Here is a 19,117-nt window from a genome sequence, read left to right on the forward strand (position 1 = left end):
GAGGTTTATAATTGTTTTATACAATTAACTATTTTAAGTCATAAATAATATTACAAAGCAGTAATAATAAATTCGCTTCTTCTGTTGAGTTGATGTTCTTCTTCGGTACAAATCACATCATCAGCGCATTTGTTTACCAGTTGAGTTTCACCGTATCCTTTACCAGTTAATCTGCTTGCATCAATACCATTTTTAACTAACCATTTGATGGTTGATGCAGCTCTTCTTTCAGATAGTGCTTCATTGTATTTGAAGGTTTGTCTGCTGTCAGTATGCGAACGGATATCAATTTTCATTGTTGGGTTCTGATTTAATACATCTAATATTTTTTCTAAATCCAGAGCCGCTTCTGGTCTGATGTTGGATTTGTCTAAATCAAAATAAATCATTTTGATACCAAAACATTTACCCAAATCATCACCAACAGCAACTTTACATATTTCCTTTTCTAATGCAATAGGTAAATAGGTTTTTCCTGTTGTTGCGGAGATCGTTATTTTTTCTTCTTTGGTTGCGTATTCTGGTTTTTCAGCTCTTACATTGTACGTCTTTCCACATTCAACGGTAAAGCTGTACTTTCCTTTCTCATCTGAAGTAGCAGTATTGATAACCTTAAATTGACTATCGTATAAGGTGATTTTTGCATTAGCAAGTACTTCACCTGTTTTTATATCGGTGATTTCACCATACAGCAGTTGTTCGCAAATCAGCCTTCTTGTTTCCAAAAATTTATAGATGTCGTCATAACCTTGACCACCGTCTCTATTGGAAGTAAAAAATCCTCTTCTTGATTTTGTATCGATTAAATAAGCGAAATCATCTTTAGGAGAGTTCACATCAGCACCTACATTTTGAACTTCACTAAAAGTGCCATCAGTATTTATTCGAGACATAAATACATCCAAACCTCCAAGTCCAGGATGTCCATCTGATGCAAAGTAAATTTCATTTTCATCATTGATAAAAGGGAAGGTTTCTCTTCCTTCAGTATTAATAGTATTGCCTAAATTCTCAGGGGTTCCAAAAGTACCATCTTCATTTATCTTTACTTTGAACAAATCAGACTGTCCTAAAGTTCCAGGCATATCAGAAGCAAAATACAATGTTTTTCCATCAGGACTTAATGCAGGATGTGCAGTACTGTAATTATCACTGTCAAAAGGCAGTTCGGTTACATTTGCCCATTTGTCATTCTCTAAAGTGGCTTTGTATATTTTTATTAAAGTAATTTTATTTCCATCTTTTCCTTTTTTACCATCGAGATAGTTGTTTCGGGTAAAGTACATAGTCTTTCCGTCACTACTAAAAGTAGGAGTAGATTCATGGAACTTAGAATTTATGGTTCCATCAAACTTTTTTGCAACACCGGGCGTCATGTCTTCCCCTAAATCAGCGGTGTACAAGTTTGTAAAATACTGATTGGTCCATTTGTGTTTTCTTTGTCCAAGACTTCCAGTATCTCTTGCTGAAGCAAAAACTAATTTATTCGAATATAGTGCAGTTCCATAATCAGAATACATAGAGTTTATTCCGGCATCTTCAACTGTATACCTTCCGGAATTCGCTTTTATAGCTTCTAAATAGTTGGTATTTTTTTTAAATAGTTTCCCTCTAGTATCGTTACCTGATTTTTGGTTGAATAACTCCATCATCTCATTAGCCTTATCATTTTGGTTCATTGCTCTTAAAGACTGAGCATAACGATAATAATATTCCGGTTCTAAATTGGAGGTATCCATAGTAAATAATTCACCATACCATTTAGCTGCTTTATCGAACTGAGCATTAAAATAGTAAGCATTCCCCAACTTTTTAAACAGATCCGCAGATTTATATCCTTTTTCAGCAACCCTTTCATAAGTTTTGATGGCATCTACATAAGCATAGCCGTCATACTTTTTATCGGCAGTAGCCAATTTTGTTTTTTGGGAATAAATGTTAATAGAAAAAACACTTACTATTGTTATGTAAAGGAGTATATTTTTTTTCATAATAATTGTTTTTAGAAGAATCTTGGAGTTGTAATTTTACCATTATTTTTAAATATTTCATAACGTAAAAATATTTCATGGGAACCGGAATTATAGTTATTTAAATTTGTGGTTTCATGGTCATAACCATATCCTATATACATTCCGTCAGAAACTTGAAATCCAACCATCGCACTTACAGCAGCAGACCATCTATACGCTATACCTACAACAAATTTATCACTGAACATAAAGTTTCCTGATACATCCAATTGAAGCGGTGCACCCGCAACGACTTTTGTTAATAATGCGGGTTTAAACTTTATAGATTCATTCAAATCAAAGACATAACCTGCCATTAAATAGTAATTAATTTTTTCTTTAAAAATAGCTACTTCATTATCATCATAACGGTTGCTTTCGATGAAATTAGGTATTGAAAACCCAACATAAGCTTTGTCAGAATGTAAATAAACCCCCGCTCCAATATTAGGCGTAAATTTATTATTGAAATCATGCAGACTAGGATCATCGTCAACAGGATTTAATCGGTTGACATCTAAATTAAAAAAGTTAGCAGTTGCTTTGATTCCAAAAGATAATTTAAAGGTTTCAGAAGTAGGAACGGTGTATGATAAATCAGCTGAAATCGTGTTTTCAGTAGTAGGCCCAATTTTATCATTTATAATCGATACTCCCAAACCTAAATTACTTTCGTTGAGAGGTGTATTGACAGAAGCAGCATTAGTAACTGGAGCACCATCAAGTCCTACCCATTGTGTACGGTGTAGCGCAAAAATACTTAAAGAACCTCTTGACCCAGCATAAGCGGGATTAATATTGATTGTGTTGTACATGTATTGAGTAAATTGAGCATCTTGTTGCGCATAACTTACAAAGGCTGTAAACATCAAAACGAAAGAAAATAATTTTGTTTTCATAGTAGATATTTATTATTTTAAATTATCTATCGAGCTAATTTATAAGAATTAATTAGATCGGTTTGATGATTTTTTAGAGTTTATTATTTAAGAAATAGGGCTATTTGAATTTTATAATGCCTGAGAACTTTTTGTCCTCAGGCATTAATTTTTTAATTATTTACAATATATAAATATCCATCTTTTTTATTGGTCATGATTTTTCCATCATTGTCAACAGAAGTATAATTCAAAATATAGAAGTAAGTTCCTGTAGGTAAACCTGTAGATTGACTAACGGTTGTTCTACCAAGAGAAGTACCATCGAAAACATTACTTGTATTATTATATCCTTTAGTTTCATAAACCAAAACTCCCCAACGGTTATAAATTTGTACAGTATTATCTGGATAACAAACAGTATCGTCAATATTATCAATTATGAATTTTTCATTAATTCCGTCACCATTTGGAGAGAAGGCATTGTGTACTAATATGGTTCCACAAGCTAATACGATACCACCACAACCAGTATTAATGGTCATTACAACTCTTACCGTTCTAGGGCAAGTAACATCGTCAATTTTATATTCAAATGTATAATCCCTAACAGAAAGTCCAGAACTATTAAGCATACTTCCTTGTAATCCACCGGAATTATTTACATCTACCCAAGTTCCGTTTGTTGGAGTTCCCATTGGTAAGAAATCATTTAGATTCGTCGTTGTGATTTCTCCATCATTACAAATTGAACTATTTATTGTTACAACACTATTAGGAATTGTTACATTGATAGTTTGAGTAAACTCAGATACATTTCCACAAGCATCAGCTACAGACCATTTTCTTACTACAGAATAAGAATTTTCGGTTCTGTTTATGATGTTTTCAGTAAAAATAGCCGGTGAAACTGTAGAACAATTATCTACAAATACAAGTTCAGGCTTAGCAGGAATTGCATCACAATTTACACTAACAATCGCTGTAAAAGCTGTAGTTGTAGTTGGACCAACGTTATCTTGAACACTAATAACTTGAGAAGCAGTGGCAGTGTTTCCTGATGAATCAGTTGCGGTCCAAGTTCTAGTTATTGTGTAAGAGCCAATACAATTTCCTTGTACTGTTACATCAACGAATGTTAAGTTTACAGAGCCACAGGTATCTGTTGCCAATGCTTGAGCAAAGTTAGGTGTCATGCCGCAAGATATTGTTGAAGCTACTGGTAATTGAGCAATAACAGGAGCTGTTGCATCTTGAACATTTATTGTTATCGTAGCGGTATCACAATTAGTCGGATTTAGTTTTTCACATATTTGATATGTTAGTACATATGAACCACTAACTATTCCGCTTTGAACACTAATGTTTCCAAGGTTATCTAATGTGATATTTGAATTTCCTCCAAAAATTACTGTAATGTTAACTTCTTCTGATTTAGCAGGATTACCATTTAAAGTATCATTAGCTAATACATTACCAATTGCACCAAATGAAGAACAATTAATATTTGAATAAGTATCCGCTACAGCATCAATAGCAGGAGCAGTAACCACAATAGTAACAGTAGACGTATCACAATTAGTAGGGTTCAATACCTGACAAATAGTGTAATCTATGGTATACGTTCCCGCCGGAGTGTTTGGTGCTACGCTTACCGTTCCATCAGGATTTATCGTCAATGGTCCGTTTGGAGTAGAACTTAATACTACATCTGCAGGATTAACAGGCAATCCGTTCAAGGTATCGTTAGTGAAAACATTCACTCCTGAATTTCCTCCGGTTGTTCCGTTTACTGGAATCGTATTGGTATCCGCTACAGCATCTATAACAGGAGCCGCAACAACAATAGTAACAGTAGCCGTATCACAATTAGTAGGGTTCAATACCTGACAAATAGTGTAATCTATGGTATACGTTCCCGCCGGAGTGTTTGGCGCTACGCTTACCGTTCCATCAGGATTTATCGTCAATGGTCCGTTTGGAGTAGAGCTTAATACCACATCCGCAGGATTAACAGGCAATCCGTTCAAGGTATCGTTAGTGAAAACATTCACCCCAGAATTTCCTCCGGTTGTTCCGTTTACTGGAATCGCATTGGTATCCGCTACAGCATCAATAGCAGGAGCAGCAACAACAATAGTAACAGTAGCCGTATCACAATTAGTAGGGTTCAATACCTGACAAATAGTGTAATCTATGGTATACGTTCCCGCCGGAGTGTTTGGTGCTACGCTTACAGTTCCATCAGGATTAATAGTCAATGGTCCGTTTGGCGTAGAACTTAATACCACATCCGCAGGATTAACAGGCAATCCGTTCAAGGTATCGTTAGTGAAAACATTCACCCCAGAATTTCCTCCGGTTGTTCCGTTTACTGGAATCGCATTGGTATCCGCTAGAGCATTAATAGCAGGAGCAGCAACAACAATAGTAACAGTAGCCGTATCACAATTAGTAGAGTTCAATACCTGACAAATAGTGTAATCTATGGTATACGTTCCAGCCGGAGTGTTTGGCGCTACGCTTACCGTTCCATCAGGATTAATAGTCAATGGTCCGTTTGGCGTAGAGCTTAATACCACATCCGCAGGATTAACAGGCAATCCGTTCAAGGTATCGTTAGTGAAAACATTCACTCCTGAATTTCCTCCGGTTGTTCCGTTTACTGGAATCGCATTGGTATCCGCTACAGCATCAATAGCAGAAGCCGCAACAACAATAGTAACAGTAGCCGTATCACAATTAGTAGGGTTCAATACCTGACAAATAGTGTAATCTATGGTATACGTTCCCGCCGGAGTGTTTGGTGCTACGCTTACAGTTCCATCAGGATTTATAGTCAATGGTCCGTTTGGAGTAGAGCTTAATACCACATCCGCAGGATTAACAGGCAATCCGTTCAAGGTATCGTTAGTGAAAACATTCACTCCTGAATTCCCTCCGGTTGTTCCATTTACAGGAATCGCATTGGTATCCGCTACAGCATCAATAACAGAAGCTACAACAACAATAGTAACGGTAGCCGTATCACAATTGGTTGGATTTAATACCTCACATATAGTGTAATTTATGGTATAAGTTCCCGCCGGTGTGTTTGGAGCTACGCTTACAGTTCCATCAGGATTTATAGTCAATGGTCCGTTTGGCGTAGAACTTAATACCACATCCGCAGGATTAACAGGCAATCCGCTCAAGGTATCGTTAGTTAAAACATTCACCCCAGAATTCCCTCCGGTTGTTCCGTTTACTGGAATCGCATTGGTATCCGCTAGAGCATTAATAGCAGGAGCAGCAACAACAATAGTAACAGTAGCCGTATCACAATTAGTAGAGTTCAATACCTGACAAATAGTGTAATCTATGGTATACGTTCCAGCCGGAGTGTTTGGCGCTACGCTTACCGTTCCATCAGGATTAATAGTCAATGGTCCGTTTGGCGTAGAGCTTAATACCACATCCGCAGGATTAACAGGCAATCCGTTCAAGGTATCGTTAGTGAAAACATTCACTCCTGAATTTCCTCCGGTTGTTCCGTTTACTGGAATCGCATTGGTATCCGCTACAGCATCAATAGCAGAAGCCGCAACAACAATAGTAACAGTAGCCGTATCACAATTAGTAGGGTTCAATACCTGACAAATAGTGTAATCTATGGTATACGTTCCCGCCGGAGTGTTTGGTGCTACGCTTACAGTTCCATCAGGATTTATAGTCAATGGTCCGTTTGGAGTAGAGCTTAATACCACATCCGCAGGATTAACAGGCAATCCGTTCAAGGTATCGTTAGTGAAAACATTCACTCCTGAATTCCCTCCGGTTGTTCCATTTACAGGAATCGCATTGGTATCCGCTACAGCATCAATAACAGAAGCTACAACAACAATAGTAACGGTAGCAGTATCACAATTGGTTGGATTTAATACCTCACATATAGTGTAATTTATGGTATAAGTTCCCGCCGGTGTGTTTGGAGCTACGCTTACAGTTCCATCAGGATTTATAGTCAATGGTCCGTTTGGCGTAGAACTTAATACCACATCCGCAGGATTAACAGGCAATCCGCTCAAGGTATCGTTAGTTAAAACATTCACCCCAGAATTCCCTCCGGTTGTTCCATTTACTGGAATCGCATTAGTATCCGCTACAGCATCAATAACAGAAGCTACAACAACAATAGTAACGGTAGCCGTATCACAATTGGTTGGATTTAATACCTCACAAATAGTGTAATCTATGGTATACGTTCCAGCCGGAGTGTTTGGTGCTACGCTTACAGTTCCATCAGGATTTATAGTCAATGGTCCGTTTGGAGTAGAGCTTAATACCACATCCGCAGGATTAACAGGCAATCCGCTCAAGGTATCGTTAGTTAAAACATTCACTCCTGAATTTCCTCCGGTTGTTCCGTTTACAGGAGCCGAATTGGTATCCGCTAGAGCATCAATTTCTCTAGGAGTCACAGTCAAGGTAGCATCGGTAGCCACCACAGTATAGTTTGGATTGGCACCCAAAGTCACCGCAATCGGGTAGTCCCCGACATTAGAGAACTGAGTTGCGGTAGTAGCTAAGGTATAGTTGATGGTATCTCCATTAACCGCACCACTAACAATAGCCGTAAGTGTAGGATTAAGGTCCCCGTATACTTTGGTTTGATCATCAGCCACCACAGTCACATTAAGGACTTTCGGAGTCACAGTCAAGGTCGCATCGGTAGCCACAACAGTATAGTTAGGATTGGCACCCAAAGTCACCGCAATCGGATAGTCCCCGACATTAGAAAACTGAGTTGCGGTAATAGCCAGGGTATAGTTGATGGTATCTCCATTCACCGCACCACTAACAACAGCCGTAAGTGTAGGATTAAGGTCTCCGTATACTTTGGTTTGATCATCGGCCACCACAGTCACATTAAGGACTTTCGGGCTAACAGTCAAGGTAGCATCGGTAGCCACCACAGTATAGTTTGGATTGGCACCCAAAGTCACCGCAATCGGATAGTCCCCGACATTAGAAAACTGAGTCGCGGTAGTAGCTAAGGTATAGTTGATGGTATCTCCATTCACCGCACCACTAACAACAGCCGTAAGTGTAGGATTAAGGTCCCCGTATACTTTGGTTTGATCATCAGCCACCACAGTCACATTAAGGACTTTCGGAGTCACAGTCAAGGTAGCATCGGTAGCCACCACAGTATAGTTAGGATTGACACCCAAAGTCACCGCAATCGGATAGGCTCCCACATTAGAGAACTGAGTCGCGGTAGTAGCCAGGGTATAGTTGATGGTATCTCCATTCACCGCACCACTAACAACAGCCGTAAGTGTAGGATTAAGGTCTCCGTATACTTTGGTTTGATCATCGGCCACCACAGTCACATTAAGGACTTTCGGAGTCACAGTCAAGGTAGCATCGGTAGCCACCACAGTATAGTTAGGATTGACACCCAAAGTCACCGCAATCGGATAGGCTCCCACATTAGAGAACTGAGTCGCGGTAGTAGCCAGGGTATAGTTGATGGTATCTCCATTCACCGCACCACTAACAACAGCCGTAAGTGTAGGATTAAGGTCTCCGTATACTTTGGTTTGATCATCGGCCACCACAGTCACATTAAGGACTTTCGGGCTAACAGTCAAGGTAGCATCGGTAGCCACCACAGTATAGTTAGGATTGGCACCCAAAGTCACCGCAATCGGATAGGCTCCCACATTAGAAAACTGAGTTGCGGTAGTAGCTAAGGTATAGTTGATGGTATCTCCATTAACCGCACCACTAACAACAGCCGTAAGTGTAGGATTAAGGTCTCCGTATACTTTGGTTTGATCATCAGCCACCACAGTCACATTAAGGACTTTCGGAGTCACAGTCAAGGTCGCATCGGTAGCCACAACAGTATAGTTAGGATTGGCACCCAAAGTCACCGCAATCGGATAGGCTCCCACATTAGAAAACTGAGTTGCGGTAGTAGCCAGGGTATAGTTGATGGTATCTCCATTCACCGCACCACTAACAATAGCCGTAAGTGTAGGATTAGCGTCCCCGTATACTTTGGTTTGATCATCAGCCACCACAGTCACATTAAGGACTTTCGGGCTAACAGTCAAGGTCGCATCGGTAGCCACCACAGTATAGTTTGGATTGGCACCCAAAGTCACCGCAATCGGATAGTCCCCGACATTAGAAAACTGAGTCGCGGTAGTAGCCAGGGTATAGTTGATGGTATCTCCATTAACCGCACCACTAACAACAGCAGTAAGTGCAGGATTAGCGTCCCCGTATACTTTGGTTTGATCATCAGCCACCACAGTCACATTAAGGACTTTCGGAGTCACAGTCAAGGTAGCATCGGTAGCCACAACAGTATAGTTTGGATTGGCACCCAAAGTCACCGCAATCGGGTAGTCCCCGACATTAGAGAACTGAGTCGCGGTAGTAGCCAGGGTATAGTTGATGGTATCTCCATTAACCGCACCACTAACAATAGCCGTAAGTGTAGGATTAAGGTCTCCGTATACTTTGGTTTGATCATCAGCCACCACAGTCACATTAAGGACTTTCGGAGTCACAGTCAAGGTAGCATCGGTAGCCACCACAGTATAGTTTGGATTGGCACCCAAAGTCACCGCAATCGGATAGGCTCCCACATTAGAAAACTGAGTTGCGGTAGTAGCTAAGGTATAGTTGATGGTATCTCCATTCACCGCACCACTAACAATAGCCGTAAGTGCAGGATTAAGGTCTCCGTATACTTTCGTTTGATCATCAGCCACCACAGTCACATTAAGTACTTTCGGGCTAACAGTCAAGGTAGCATCGGTAGCCACCACAGTATAGTTTGGATTGGCACCCAAAGTCACCGCAATCGGGTAGTCCCCGACATTAGAAAACTGAGTTGCGGTAGTAGCCAGGGTATAGTTGATGGTATCTCCATTAACCGCACCGGTCACAACAGCAGTAAGTGCAGGATTAAGGTCTCCGTATACTTTAGTTTGATCATCAGCCACCACAGTCACATTAAGTACTTTCGGGCTAACAGTCAAGGTAGCATCGGTAGCCACCACAGTATAGTTTGGATTGGCACCCAAAGTCACCGCAATCGGATAGGCTCCGACATTAGAGAACTGAGTCGCGGTAGTAGCCAGGGTATAGTTGATGGTATCTCCATTAACGGCACCGGTCACAACAGCAGTAAGTGCAGGATTAAGGTCTCCGTATACTTTGGTTTGATCATCAGCCACCACAGTCACATTAAGGACTTTCGGAGTCACAGTCAAGGTAGCATCGGTAGCCACCACAGTATAGTTTGGATTGGCACCCAAAGTCACCGCAATCGGATAGGCTCCCACATTAGAAAACTGAGTTGCGGTAGTAGCCAGGGTATAGTTGATGGTATCTCCATTAACCGCACCGGTCACAACAGCAGTAAGTGCAGGATTAAGGTCTCCGTATACTTTAGTTTGATCATCAGCCACCACAGTCACATTAAGTACTTTCGGGCTAACAGTCAAGGTAGCATCGGTAGCCACCACAGTATAGTTTGGATTGGCACCCAAAGTCACCGCAATCGGATAGGCTCCGACATTAGAGAACTGAGTCGCGGTAGTAGCCAGGGTATAGTTGATGGTATCTCCATTAACGGCACCGGTCACAACAGCAGTAAGTGCAGGATTAAGGTCTCCGTATACTTTAGTTTGATCATCAGCCACCACAGTCACATTAAGTACTTTCGGGCTAACAGTCAAGGTAGCATCGGTAGCCACCACAGTATAGTTTGGATTGGCACCCAAAGTCACCGCAATCGGATAGGCTCCGACATTAGAGAACTGAGTCGCGGTAGTAGCCAGGGTATAGTTGATGGTATCTCCATTAACGGCACCGGTCACAACAGCAGTAAGTGCAGGATTAGCGTCTCCGTATACTTTGGTTTGATCATCAGCCACCACAGTCACATTAAGGACTTTCGGAGTCACAGTCAAGGTAGCATCGGTAGCCACCACAGTATAGTTAGGATTGGCACCCAAAGTCACCGCAATCGGATAGGCTCCCACATTAGAGAACTGAGTCGCGGTAGTAGCTAAGGTATAGTTGATGGTATCTCCATTCACCGCACCGGTCACTACAGCAGTAAGTACAGGATTAAGGTCTCCGTATACTTTGGTTTGATCATCGGCCACCACAGTCACATTAAGGACTTTCGGGCTAACAGTCAAGGTAGCATCGGTAGCCACCACAGTATAGTTAGGATTGGCACCCAAAGTCACCGCAATCGGATAGGCTCCCACATTAGAAAACTGAGTTGCGGTAGTAGCCAGGGTATAGTTGATGGTATCTCCATTAACCGCACCACTAACAATAGCCGTAAGTGTAGGATTAGCGTCCCCGTATACTTTGGTTTGATCATCAGCCACCACAGTCACATTAAGGACTTTCGGGCTAACAGTCAAGGTCGCATCGGTAGCCACCACAGTATAGTTTGGATTGGCACCCAAAGTCACCGCAATCGGATAGTCCCCGACATTAGAAAACTGAGTTGCGGTAGTAGCCAGGGTATAGTTGATGGTATCTCCATTCACCGCACCACTAACAACAGCCGTAAGTGTAGGATTAAGGTCTCCGTATACTTTGGTTTGATCATCGGCCACCACAGTCACATTAAGGACTTTCGGGCTAACAGTCAAGGTAGCATCGGTAGCCACCACAGTATAGTTTGGATTGGCACCCAAAGTCACCGCAATCGGATAGTCCCCGACATTAGAAAACTGAGTCGCGGTAGTAGCTAAGGTATAGTTGATGGTATCTCCATTCACCGCACCACTAACAACAGCCGTAAGTGTAGGATTAAGGTCCCCGTATACTTTGGTTTGATCATCAGCCACCACAGTCACATTAAGGACTTTCGGAGTCACAGTCAAGGTAGCATCGGTAGCCACCACAGTATAGTTAGGATTGACACCCAAAGTCACCGCAATCGGATAGGCTCCCACATTAGAGAACTGAGTCGCGGTAGTAGCCAGGGTATAGTTGATGGTATCTCCATTAACCGCACCACTAACAATAGCCGTAAGTGTAGGATTAAGGTCTCCGTATACTTTGGTTTGATCATCGGCCACCACAGTCACATTAAGGACTTTCGGGCTAACAGTCAAGGTAGCATCGGTAGCCACCACAGTATAGTTAGGATTGGCACCCAAAGTCACCGCAATCGGATAGGCTCCCACATTAGAAAACTGAGTTGCGGTAGTAGCTAAGGTATAGTTGATGGTATCTCCATTAACCGCACCACTAACAACAGCCGTAAGTGTAGGATTAAGGTCTCCGTATACTTTGGTTTGATCATCAGCCACCACAGTCACATTAAGGACTTTCGGAGTCACAGTCAAGGTCGCATCGGTAGCCACAACAGTATAGTTAGGATTGGCACCCAAAGTCACCGCAATCGGATAGGCTCCCACATTAGAAAACTGAGTTGCGGTAGTAGCCAGGGTATAGTTGATGGTATCTCCATTAACCGCACCACTAACAATAGCCGTAAGTGTAGGATTAGCGTCCCCGTATACTTTGGTTTGATCATCAGCCACCACAGTCACATTAAGGACTTTCGGGCTAACAGTCAAGGTCGCATCGGTAGCCACCACAGTATAGTTTGGATTGGCACCCAAAGTCACCGCAATCGGGTAGTCCCCGACATTAGAGAACTGAGTTGCGGTAGTAGCTAAGGTATAGTTGATGGTATCTCCATTAACCGCACCACTAACAATAGCCGTAAGTGTAGGATTAAGGTCCCCGTATACTTTGGTTTGATCATCAGCCACCACAGTCACATTAAGGACTTTCGGAGTCACAGTCAAGGTCGCATCGGTAGCCACAACAGTATAGTTAGGATTGGCACCCAAAGTCACCGCAATCGGATAGTCCCCGACATTAGAAAACTGAGTTGCGGTAGTAGCCAGGGTATAGTTGATGGTATCTCCATTCACCGCACCACTAACAACAGCCGTAAGTGTAGGATTAAGGTCTCCGTATACTTTGGTTTGATCATCGGCCACCACAGTCACATTAAGGACTTTCGGGCTAACAGTCAAGGTAGCATCGGTAGCCACCACAGTATAGTTTGGATTGGCACCCAAAGTCACCGCAATCGGATAGTCCCCGACATTAGAAAACTGAGTCGCGGTAGTAGCTAAGGTATAGTTGATGGTATCTCCATTCACCGCACCACTAACAACAGCCGTAAGTGTAGGATTAAGGTCCCCGTATACTTTGGTTTGATCATCAGCCACCACAGTCACATTAAGGACTTTCGGAGTCACAGTCAAGGTAGCATCGGTAGCCACCACAGTATAGTTAGGATTGACACCCAAAGTCACCGCAATCGGATAGGCTCCCACATTAGAGAACTGAGTCGCGGTAGTAGCCAGGGTATAGTTGATGGTATCTCCATTAACCGCACCACTAACAATAGCCGTAAGTGTAGGATTAGCGTCCCCGTATACTTTGGTTTGATCATCAGCCACCACAGTCACATTAAGGACTTTCGGGCTAACAGTCAAGGTCGCATCGGTAGCCACCACAGTATAGTTTGGATTGGCACCCAAAGTCACCGCAATCGGATAGTCCCCGACATTAGAAAACTGAGTCGCGGTAGTAGCTAAGGTATAGTTGATGGTATCTCCATTAACGGCACCGGTCACTACAGCCGTAAGTGCAGGATTAAGGTCCCCGTATACTTTGGTTTGATCATCGGCCACCACAGTCACATTAAGGACTTTCGGAGTCACAGTCAACGTAGCATCGGTAGCCACCACAGTATAGTTAGGATTGGCACCCAAAGTCACCGCAATCGGGTAGTCCCCGACATTAGAAAACTGAGTCGCGGTAGTAGCCAGGGTATAGTTGATGGTATCTCCATTCACCGCACCACTAACAACAGCCGTAAGTGTAGGATTAAGGTCTCCGTATACTTTGGTTTGATCATCAGCCACCACAGTCACATTAAGGACTTTCGGAGTCACAGTCAAGGTAGCATCGGTAGCCACAACAGTATAGTTTGGATTGGCACCCAAAGTCACCGCAATCGGGTAGTCCCCGACATTAGAGAACTGAGTCGCGGTAGTAGCCAGGGTATAGTTGATGGTATCTCCATTAACCGCACCACTAACAATAGCCGTAAGTGTAGGATTAAGGTCTCCGTATACTTTGGTTTGATCATCGGCCACCACAGTCACATTAAGGACTTTCGGGCTAACAGTCAAGGTAGCATCGGTAGCCACCACAGTATAGTTTGGATTGGCACCCAAAGTCACCGCAATCGGATAGTCCCCGACATTAGAAAACTGAGTCGCGGTAGTAGCTAAGGTATAGTTGATGGTATCTCCATTCACCGCACCACTAACAACAGCCGTAAGTGTAGGATTAAGGTCCCCGTATACTTTGGTTTGATCATCAGTCACCACAGTCACATTAAGGACTTTCGGAGTCACAGTCAAGGTAGCATCGGTAGCCACCACAGTATAGTTAGGATTGACACCCAAAGTCACCGCAATCGGATAGGCTCCCACATTAGAGAACTGAGTCGCGGTAGTAGCCAGGGTATAGTTGATGGTATCTCCATTAACCGCACCACTAACAATAGCCGTAAGTGTAGGATTAAGGTCTCCGTATACTTTGGTTTGATCATCGGCCACCACAGTCACATTAAGGACTTTCGGGCTAACAGTCAAGGTAGCATCGGTAGCCACCACAGTATAGTTAGGATTGGCACCCAAAGTCACCGCAATCGGATAGGCTCCCACATTAGAAAACTGAGTTGCGGTAGTAGCTAAGGTATAGTTGATGGTATCTCCATTAACCGCACCACTAACAATAGCCGTAAGTGTAGGATTAGCGTCCCCGTATACTTTGGTTTGATCATCAGCCACCACAGTCACATTAAGGACTTTCGGAGTCACAGTCAAGGTAGCAGGATCAGTAGTTGTATTGATACATGTTCCAGTTAAAAGAGCACGATATTTGTAATTACTCATTGCAACTGTAGGGTTTGCAATTGTTAATGTTGCTGTTGTAGCATTAGAATAAATACTATTATTTGTAATATTAGTATATCCAGTACCATTATTTACTTGCCATTGATATGTAGTTACATTAGTCGCTACTACTGAAAAACTTGTATTATTACCATAAATAATATTCTTATCTACTGGTTGGTTAGTTATTACAGCTTTAGGATTAATTAAAACAGTAATTGCTTTTTTGGGTCCTAGGCAAGAATTACTTTCTTCAGCCACATAGTATGTGAATTGTCCTGCAGTATTTGTGCTAGGAGTTAAAACAGTTTGCGGTGTTGAATTTAATGAAGAAAAATAATATAGATTATTGGCAGGATTACTAGCAGTTGCTGTTAGTGCTTGAGGGATGTCTCCTTGACAATATTCAACATTGTTAGCATTTGGTGTTCCTGGTAATGGATTGATAGTTAATTTAACAGCTGTTCTAGTTATACTTGAGCAAGTACCGTTAGAAGATTGAGCATAATATGTTTTTGTTCCTATGCCAACTTGAGTAGGAGACGAAACTACATTACCTGCAGTTGCTGCATCATACCAAGTGATGGTTCCACCCATTGCAGTTGCAGTAAGAGTTTGAGCAGTAGTTCCATCAGTACATACTGTTTGATTACTAGCAGTTGGAGCTGCAGGAGCTACATTGATAGTTAATTTAACAGCAGTTCTAGTTAAGCTTGAACAAGTACCGTTATTAGCTTGTGCATAATAAGTTTTAGTACCTACACCAACTTGAGTAGGAGAAGAAACTACATTACCTGCAGTTGCTGCATCATACCAAGTTATGGTTCCGCCCGTTGCTGTAGCAGTAAGAGTTTGAGTAGTAGTTCCATCAGAACATACTGTTTGATTAGTAGCCGTTGGTGCTGCAGGAGCTACATTGATAGTTAATTTAACAGCAGTTCTAGTTAAGCTTGAGCAAGTACCATTATAAGCTTGTGCATAATAAGTCTTAGTACCTACACCAACTTGAGTAGGAGAAGAAACTACATTACCTGCAGTTGCTGCATCATACCAAGTGATGGTTCCACCTGTTGCAGTAGCAGTAAGAGTTTGAGTAGTAGTACCATCAGTACATACTGTTTGATTACTAGCTGTAGGAGCTGCAGGAACTGCATTGATAGTTAACTTAACAGGAGTTCTAGTTGAGCTTGAACAATTATTGTTAGAAGCTTGCGCATAATAAGTCTTAGTACCTACACCCACTTGGGTAGGAGAAGCAATTAAATTACCTGCAGTTGCTGCATCATACCAAGTGATGGTTCCTCCCGTTGCAGTAGCAGTAAGAGTTTGGGTAGTAGATCCATCAGAACATACTGTTTGGTCACTAGCTGTTGGTGCTAAGGGATTAACACAAGACAAGCTTGCACTATTCGAAGTCACACTAGCACAAACATTATTTAAATGTTTAATAAGTACCCTATATTGATAGCCCTTCATATTAGTTGTAACTTGACTAATACTCAATGTAGCGGTTGTTGTATTTGCATATAATGGATTTGTTCCTCCATTAGAAATATTCGCCCAATTTGAGCCAGTATTAACCTGCCATTGATAAGTTAATGAAGAACTAGAATCTGTTGCAGGTGGTATCGCATAATTAGGCGTTCCGGATGAGAAAGTAGTTGTACTAGCTGCTGTAGCTGTAACTGAAAAAGTAGCACTTTGTCCAACTGTTGTAGATGTATCTACAGGATTAGTTGATGACGTAATTTTTGTAGCAATTTTAACATTTGGTGATGGAGTAGTATTGTAATTTTTGCCTGTACTATTTATTCCTGCTGCAATAACTAAACCATTATTATTTACTTGAGCAATACCTACAACTCCACTATAAGTACCATCGCCATTAGTATCAGCATTAATAGAGCTATAAGCTTCGTTAGCATCTGAACATTCATCATTGTCTGAATCATAATCTAAAGCATTAGGCATTGAATCACCATCTGTATCATCACATAATAATGTTAATGCTCCAAAAATAAAACCATACTGATCATTACCCTCTGTTCTTAAATTAAAAGAAGTAATGTCATCCGGTAAATAGTAAAAAGTATAACCATTAGGTGGTGCTACAGAATTTGCTATTAATGGATTTGATGCCATAATAGTCCCGACTTGTCCTTCAACAGGCGGTGTAGAACCATCAAAATAGGAATATTTACCAGTATTAAAAACATCCACATTACCAATTACTTCTAATGGAACTGATGAAGTTATTTTACCTGCAACATTTGGATCAGATAAACCAGCAATACCTATGATGTATCGATATTTATAATTACCCGAATTTAAACTTTTTGAAGTAACTTGATAATCAAGTTTAACTGTTCTTTCTAGAACTTTTGGAGTATTATACGCTCCTATCAAATCTAAGTATTTTGTCGCAAAATTTGTAGGGTTACCTTGTATGCTAATTGAAGCATTTATTACTGTAGGCTGATATATTCTCCACTGTTGTGAGGATGTAGAAAATCCTGAAATTACACTAACATTGACTCCACTTTGTGGTAATACAGCAGGTCCAAATGGGTCAAGAGGGAATAAACCTGTACCTGAAGTATTTAAAGAGTTTACTATAGCATCTGTAGGATTCGCAAGTACACTTGTAAAATTGCAACCTTCATTACCATCAGTAATCCCATCATTATCATCATCTAGATCTATATTATTAATTATCCCATCTGTATCTGTATCTAAAGGTGGGGTTATTATATAAGTTATTGTTATTGTTGCAATGTTTGATGTAAGATTCGTTAAATCCTTCAAAACATAAGTTATCGGAGTTGGGTTACCAATAAATGTTATTAATGGTGTAAAAGTTACAATTCCATTGCTATCAACTTTCCATTCCCCTTCATTTGCAACTGTCAATTTAGTTTGTACACCGTTGGTTGAAGGATTTAAATCTATTGTTGATTTATTGATGTTATGGTTAGCATCTGTATCGTTAAGAGTTACATCTATGCTTACAGGTCCATTAGTTTGATTTAATTTGCTATCATCATTTGCAACTGGAGCCTTAGGTATATCATATGTTACTTCACCAAAACTAATAGAACTTTGTCTATCATTTAACTCATAAGTACTTCCAAGTCTAAATTTTACGGAGTTAACACGCCCGTAACTAACAGAAGCAATATAAGCAGTATTTGTAATACTTATTGGATCAACTGATTCATTTGGTCCAGTAAATCTAGTGTAAGGAGATACGGTAGAAACTATAATTTTTGTAGGTGATTCTAGTGTATAACTAGCATTTGTAGGTATAACAATATCAAAAAATTCTCCACCATCAATATCTAAAGTTTCTATAGTAAAAGAACTTAAATCAATTTTTAATTCTAGTGCTGTACCATAAGTTCCTGATTTATAAAAAGTAAAATCAAACTCTACATTTCCTCCAGAAACAGTACTTCTTATAACGGGTTGGAATCTATTTAGTAAGCCTCCACCTCCATTATTAGGATTATCAATTTCTACAACTACAGCATTTGTTATTGATACAATTGTTACTACGGCATCAACACTTGTGCCATCTACAGTAGTTACCCCAGTGTATAAGTATTTTGCACCAACTGAATTAGCTGTTCCAGATTTCAATGTTGGATTTGAAAAAATTGGTGTTTGGGAATATGAATTTAGTGAAGCTAAAAGGAATAAAATAAAAAATATTATTTTACTTGTTTTTAAAGTAATTTTATTCATTAATTTGTAGGTTTTTTCAGTAGTAAAAAATCTTTTTTTAATGTTTTTTATAAAAGTATTTTGAAACTTAATCAATTATAAAAAGGAATTTAAAAAAAGGAATTAATTTCTTTTTAAGTGGCTAGTTTGAATTATTTTAAAAAATCAATTTCTAGCGTTAAATACGAAATTTTGGTAATTTTGGTTTTAAATAATTCTGTTAAATCAATATTTTGATTAACTATAATTATTTTAAAAAAGAGGATGATAAAAAATAGAATAACCATTATGAATGAAAAGGTTATATTTTGTTGAATGTATAAATCGTATTGTAGGGCAACAATTTTATTTAGTAATAGTTCAATCATTAGTAGGATTTTTAAATTATAGGAATTTATTTTAAATTCAGTATTTTGGCAAAGGTATATAAATAGAAATATCTTATATTTTTTTTCTGCCAAAAACCAATAAACTCGTTAAA

Annotated in this window: 3 protein-coding genes; all 3 read right to left on the reverse strand. The window is 40.3% G+C overall.

Annotated elements, in window-relative coordinates; all coding sequences use genetic code 11:
- Positions 1-50: 50 nt before the first annotated feature.
- On the reverse strand, positions 51-1,991 hold the full coding sequence (locus C8C87_RS06165; RefSeq protein ID WP_121341979.1) for an OmpA family protein: 1,941 nt from the start codon (positions 1,989-1,991) through the stop codon (positions 51-53).
- An 11-nt stretch (positions 1,992-2,002) separates the two neighbouring features.
- On the reverse strand, positions 2,003-2,911 hold the full coding sequence (locus C8C87_RS06170) for a type IX secretion system membrane protein PorP/SprF (protein ID WP_121341980.1): 909 nt from the start codon (positions 2,909-2,911) through the stop codon (positions 2,003-2,005).
- 152 nt (positions 2,912-3,063) lie between these two features.
- The gene (locus C8C87_RS06175) at positions 3,064-18,657 is read right to left on the reverse strand and encodes an MBG domain-containing protein (protein WP_147402357.1); all 15,594 of its coding nucleotides are present in this window, start codon (positions 18,655-18,657) and stop codon (positions 3,064-3,066) included.
- Positions 18,658-19,117 lie beyond the last annotated feature (460 nt).

It is taken from the genome of Flavobacterium sp. 120, from assembly GCF_003633605.1.
Classification (GTDB): domain Bacteria; phylum Bacteroidota; class Bacteroidia; order Flavobacteriales; family Flavobacteriaceae; genus Flavobacterium; species Flavobacterium algoritolerans.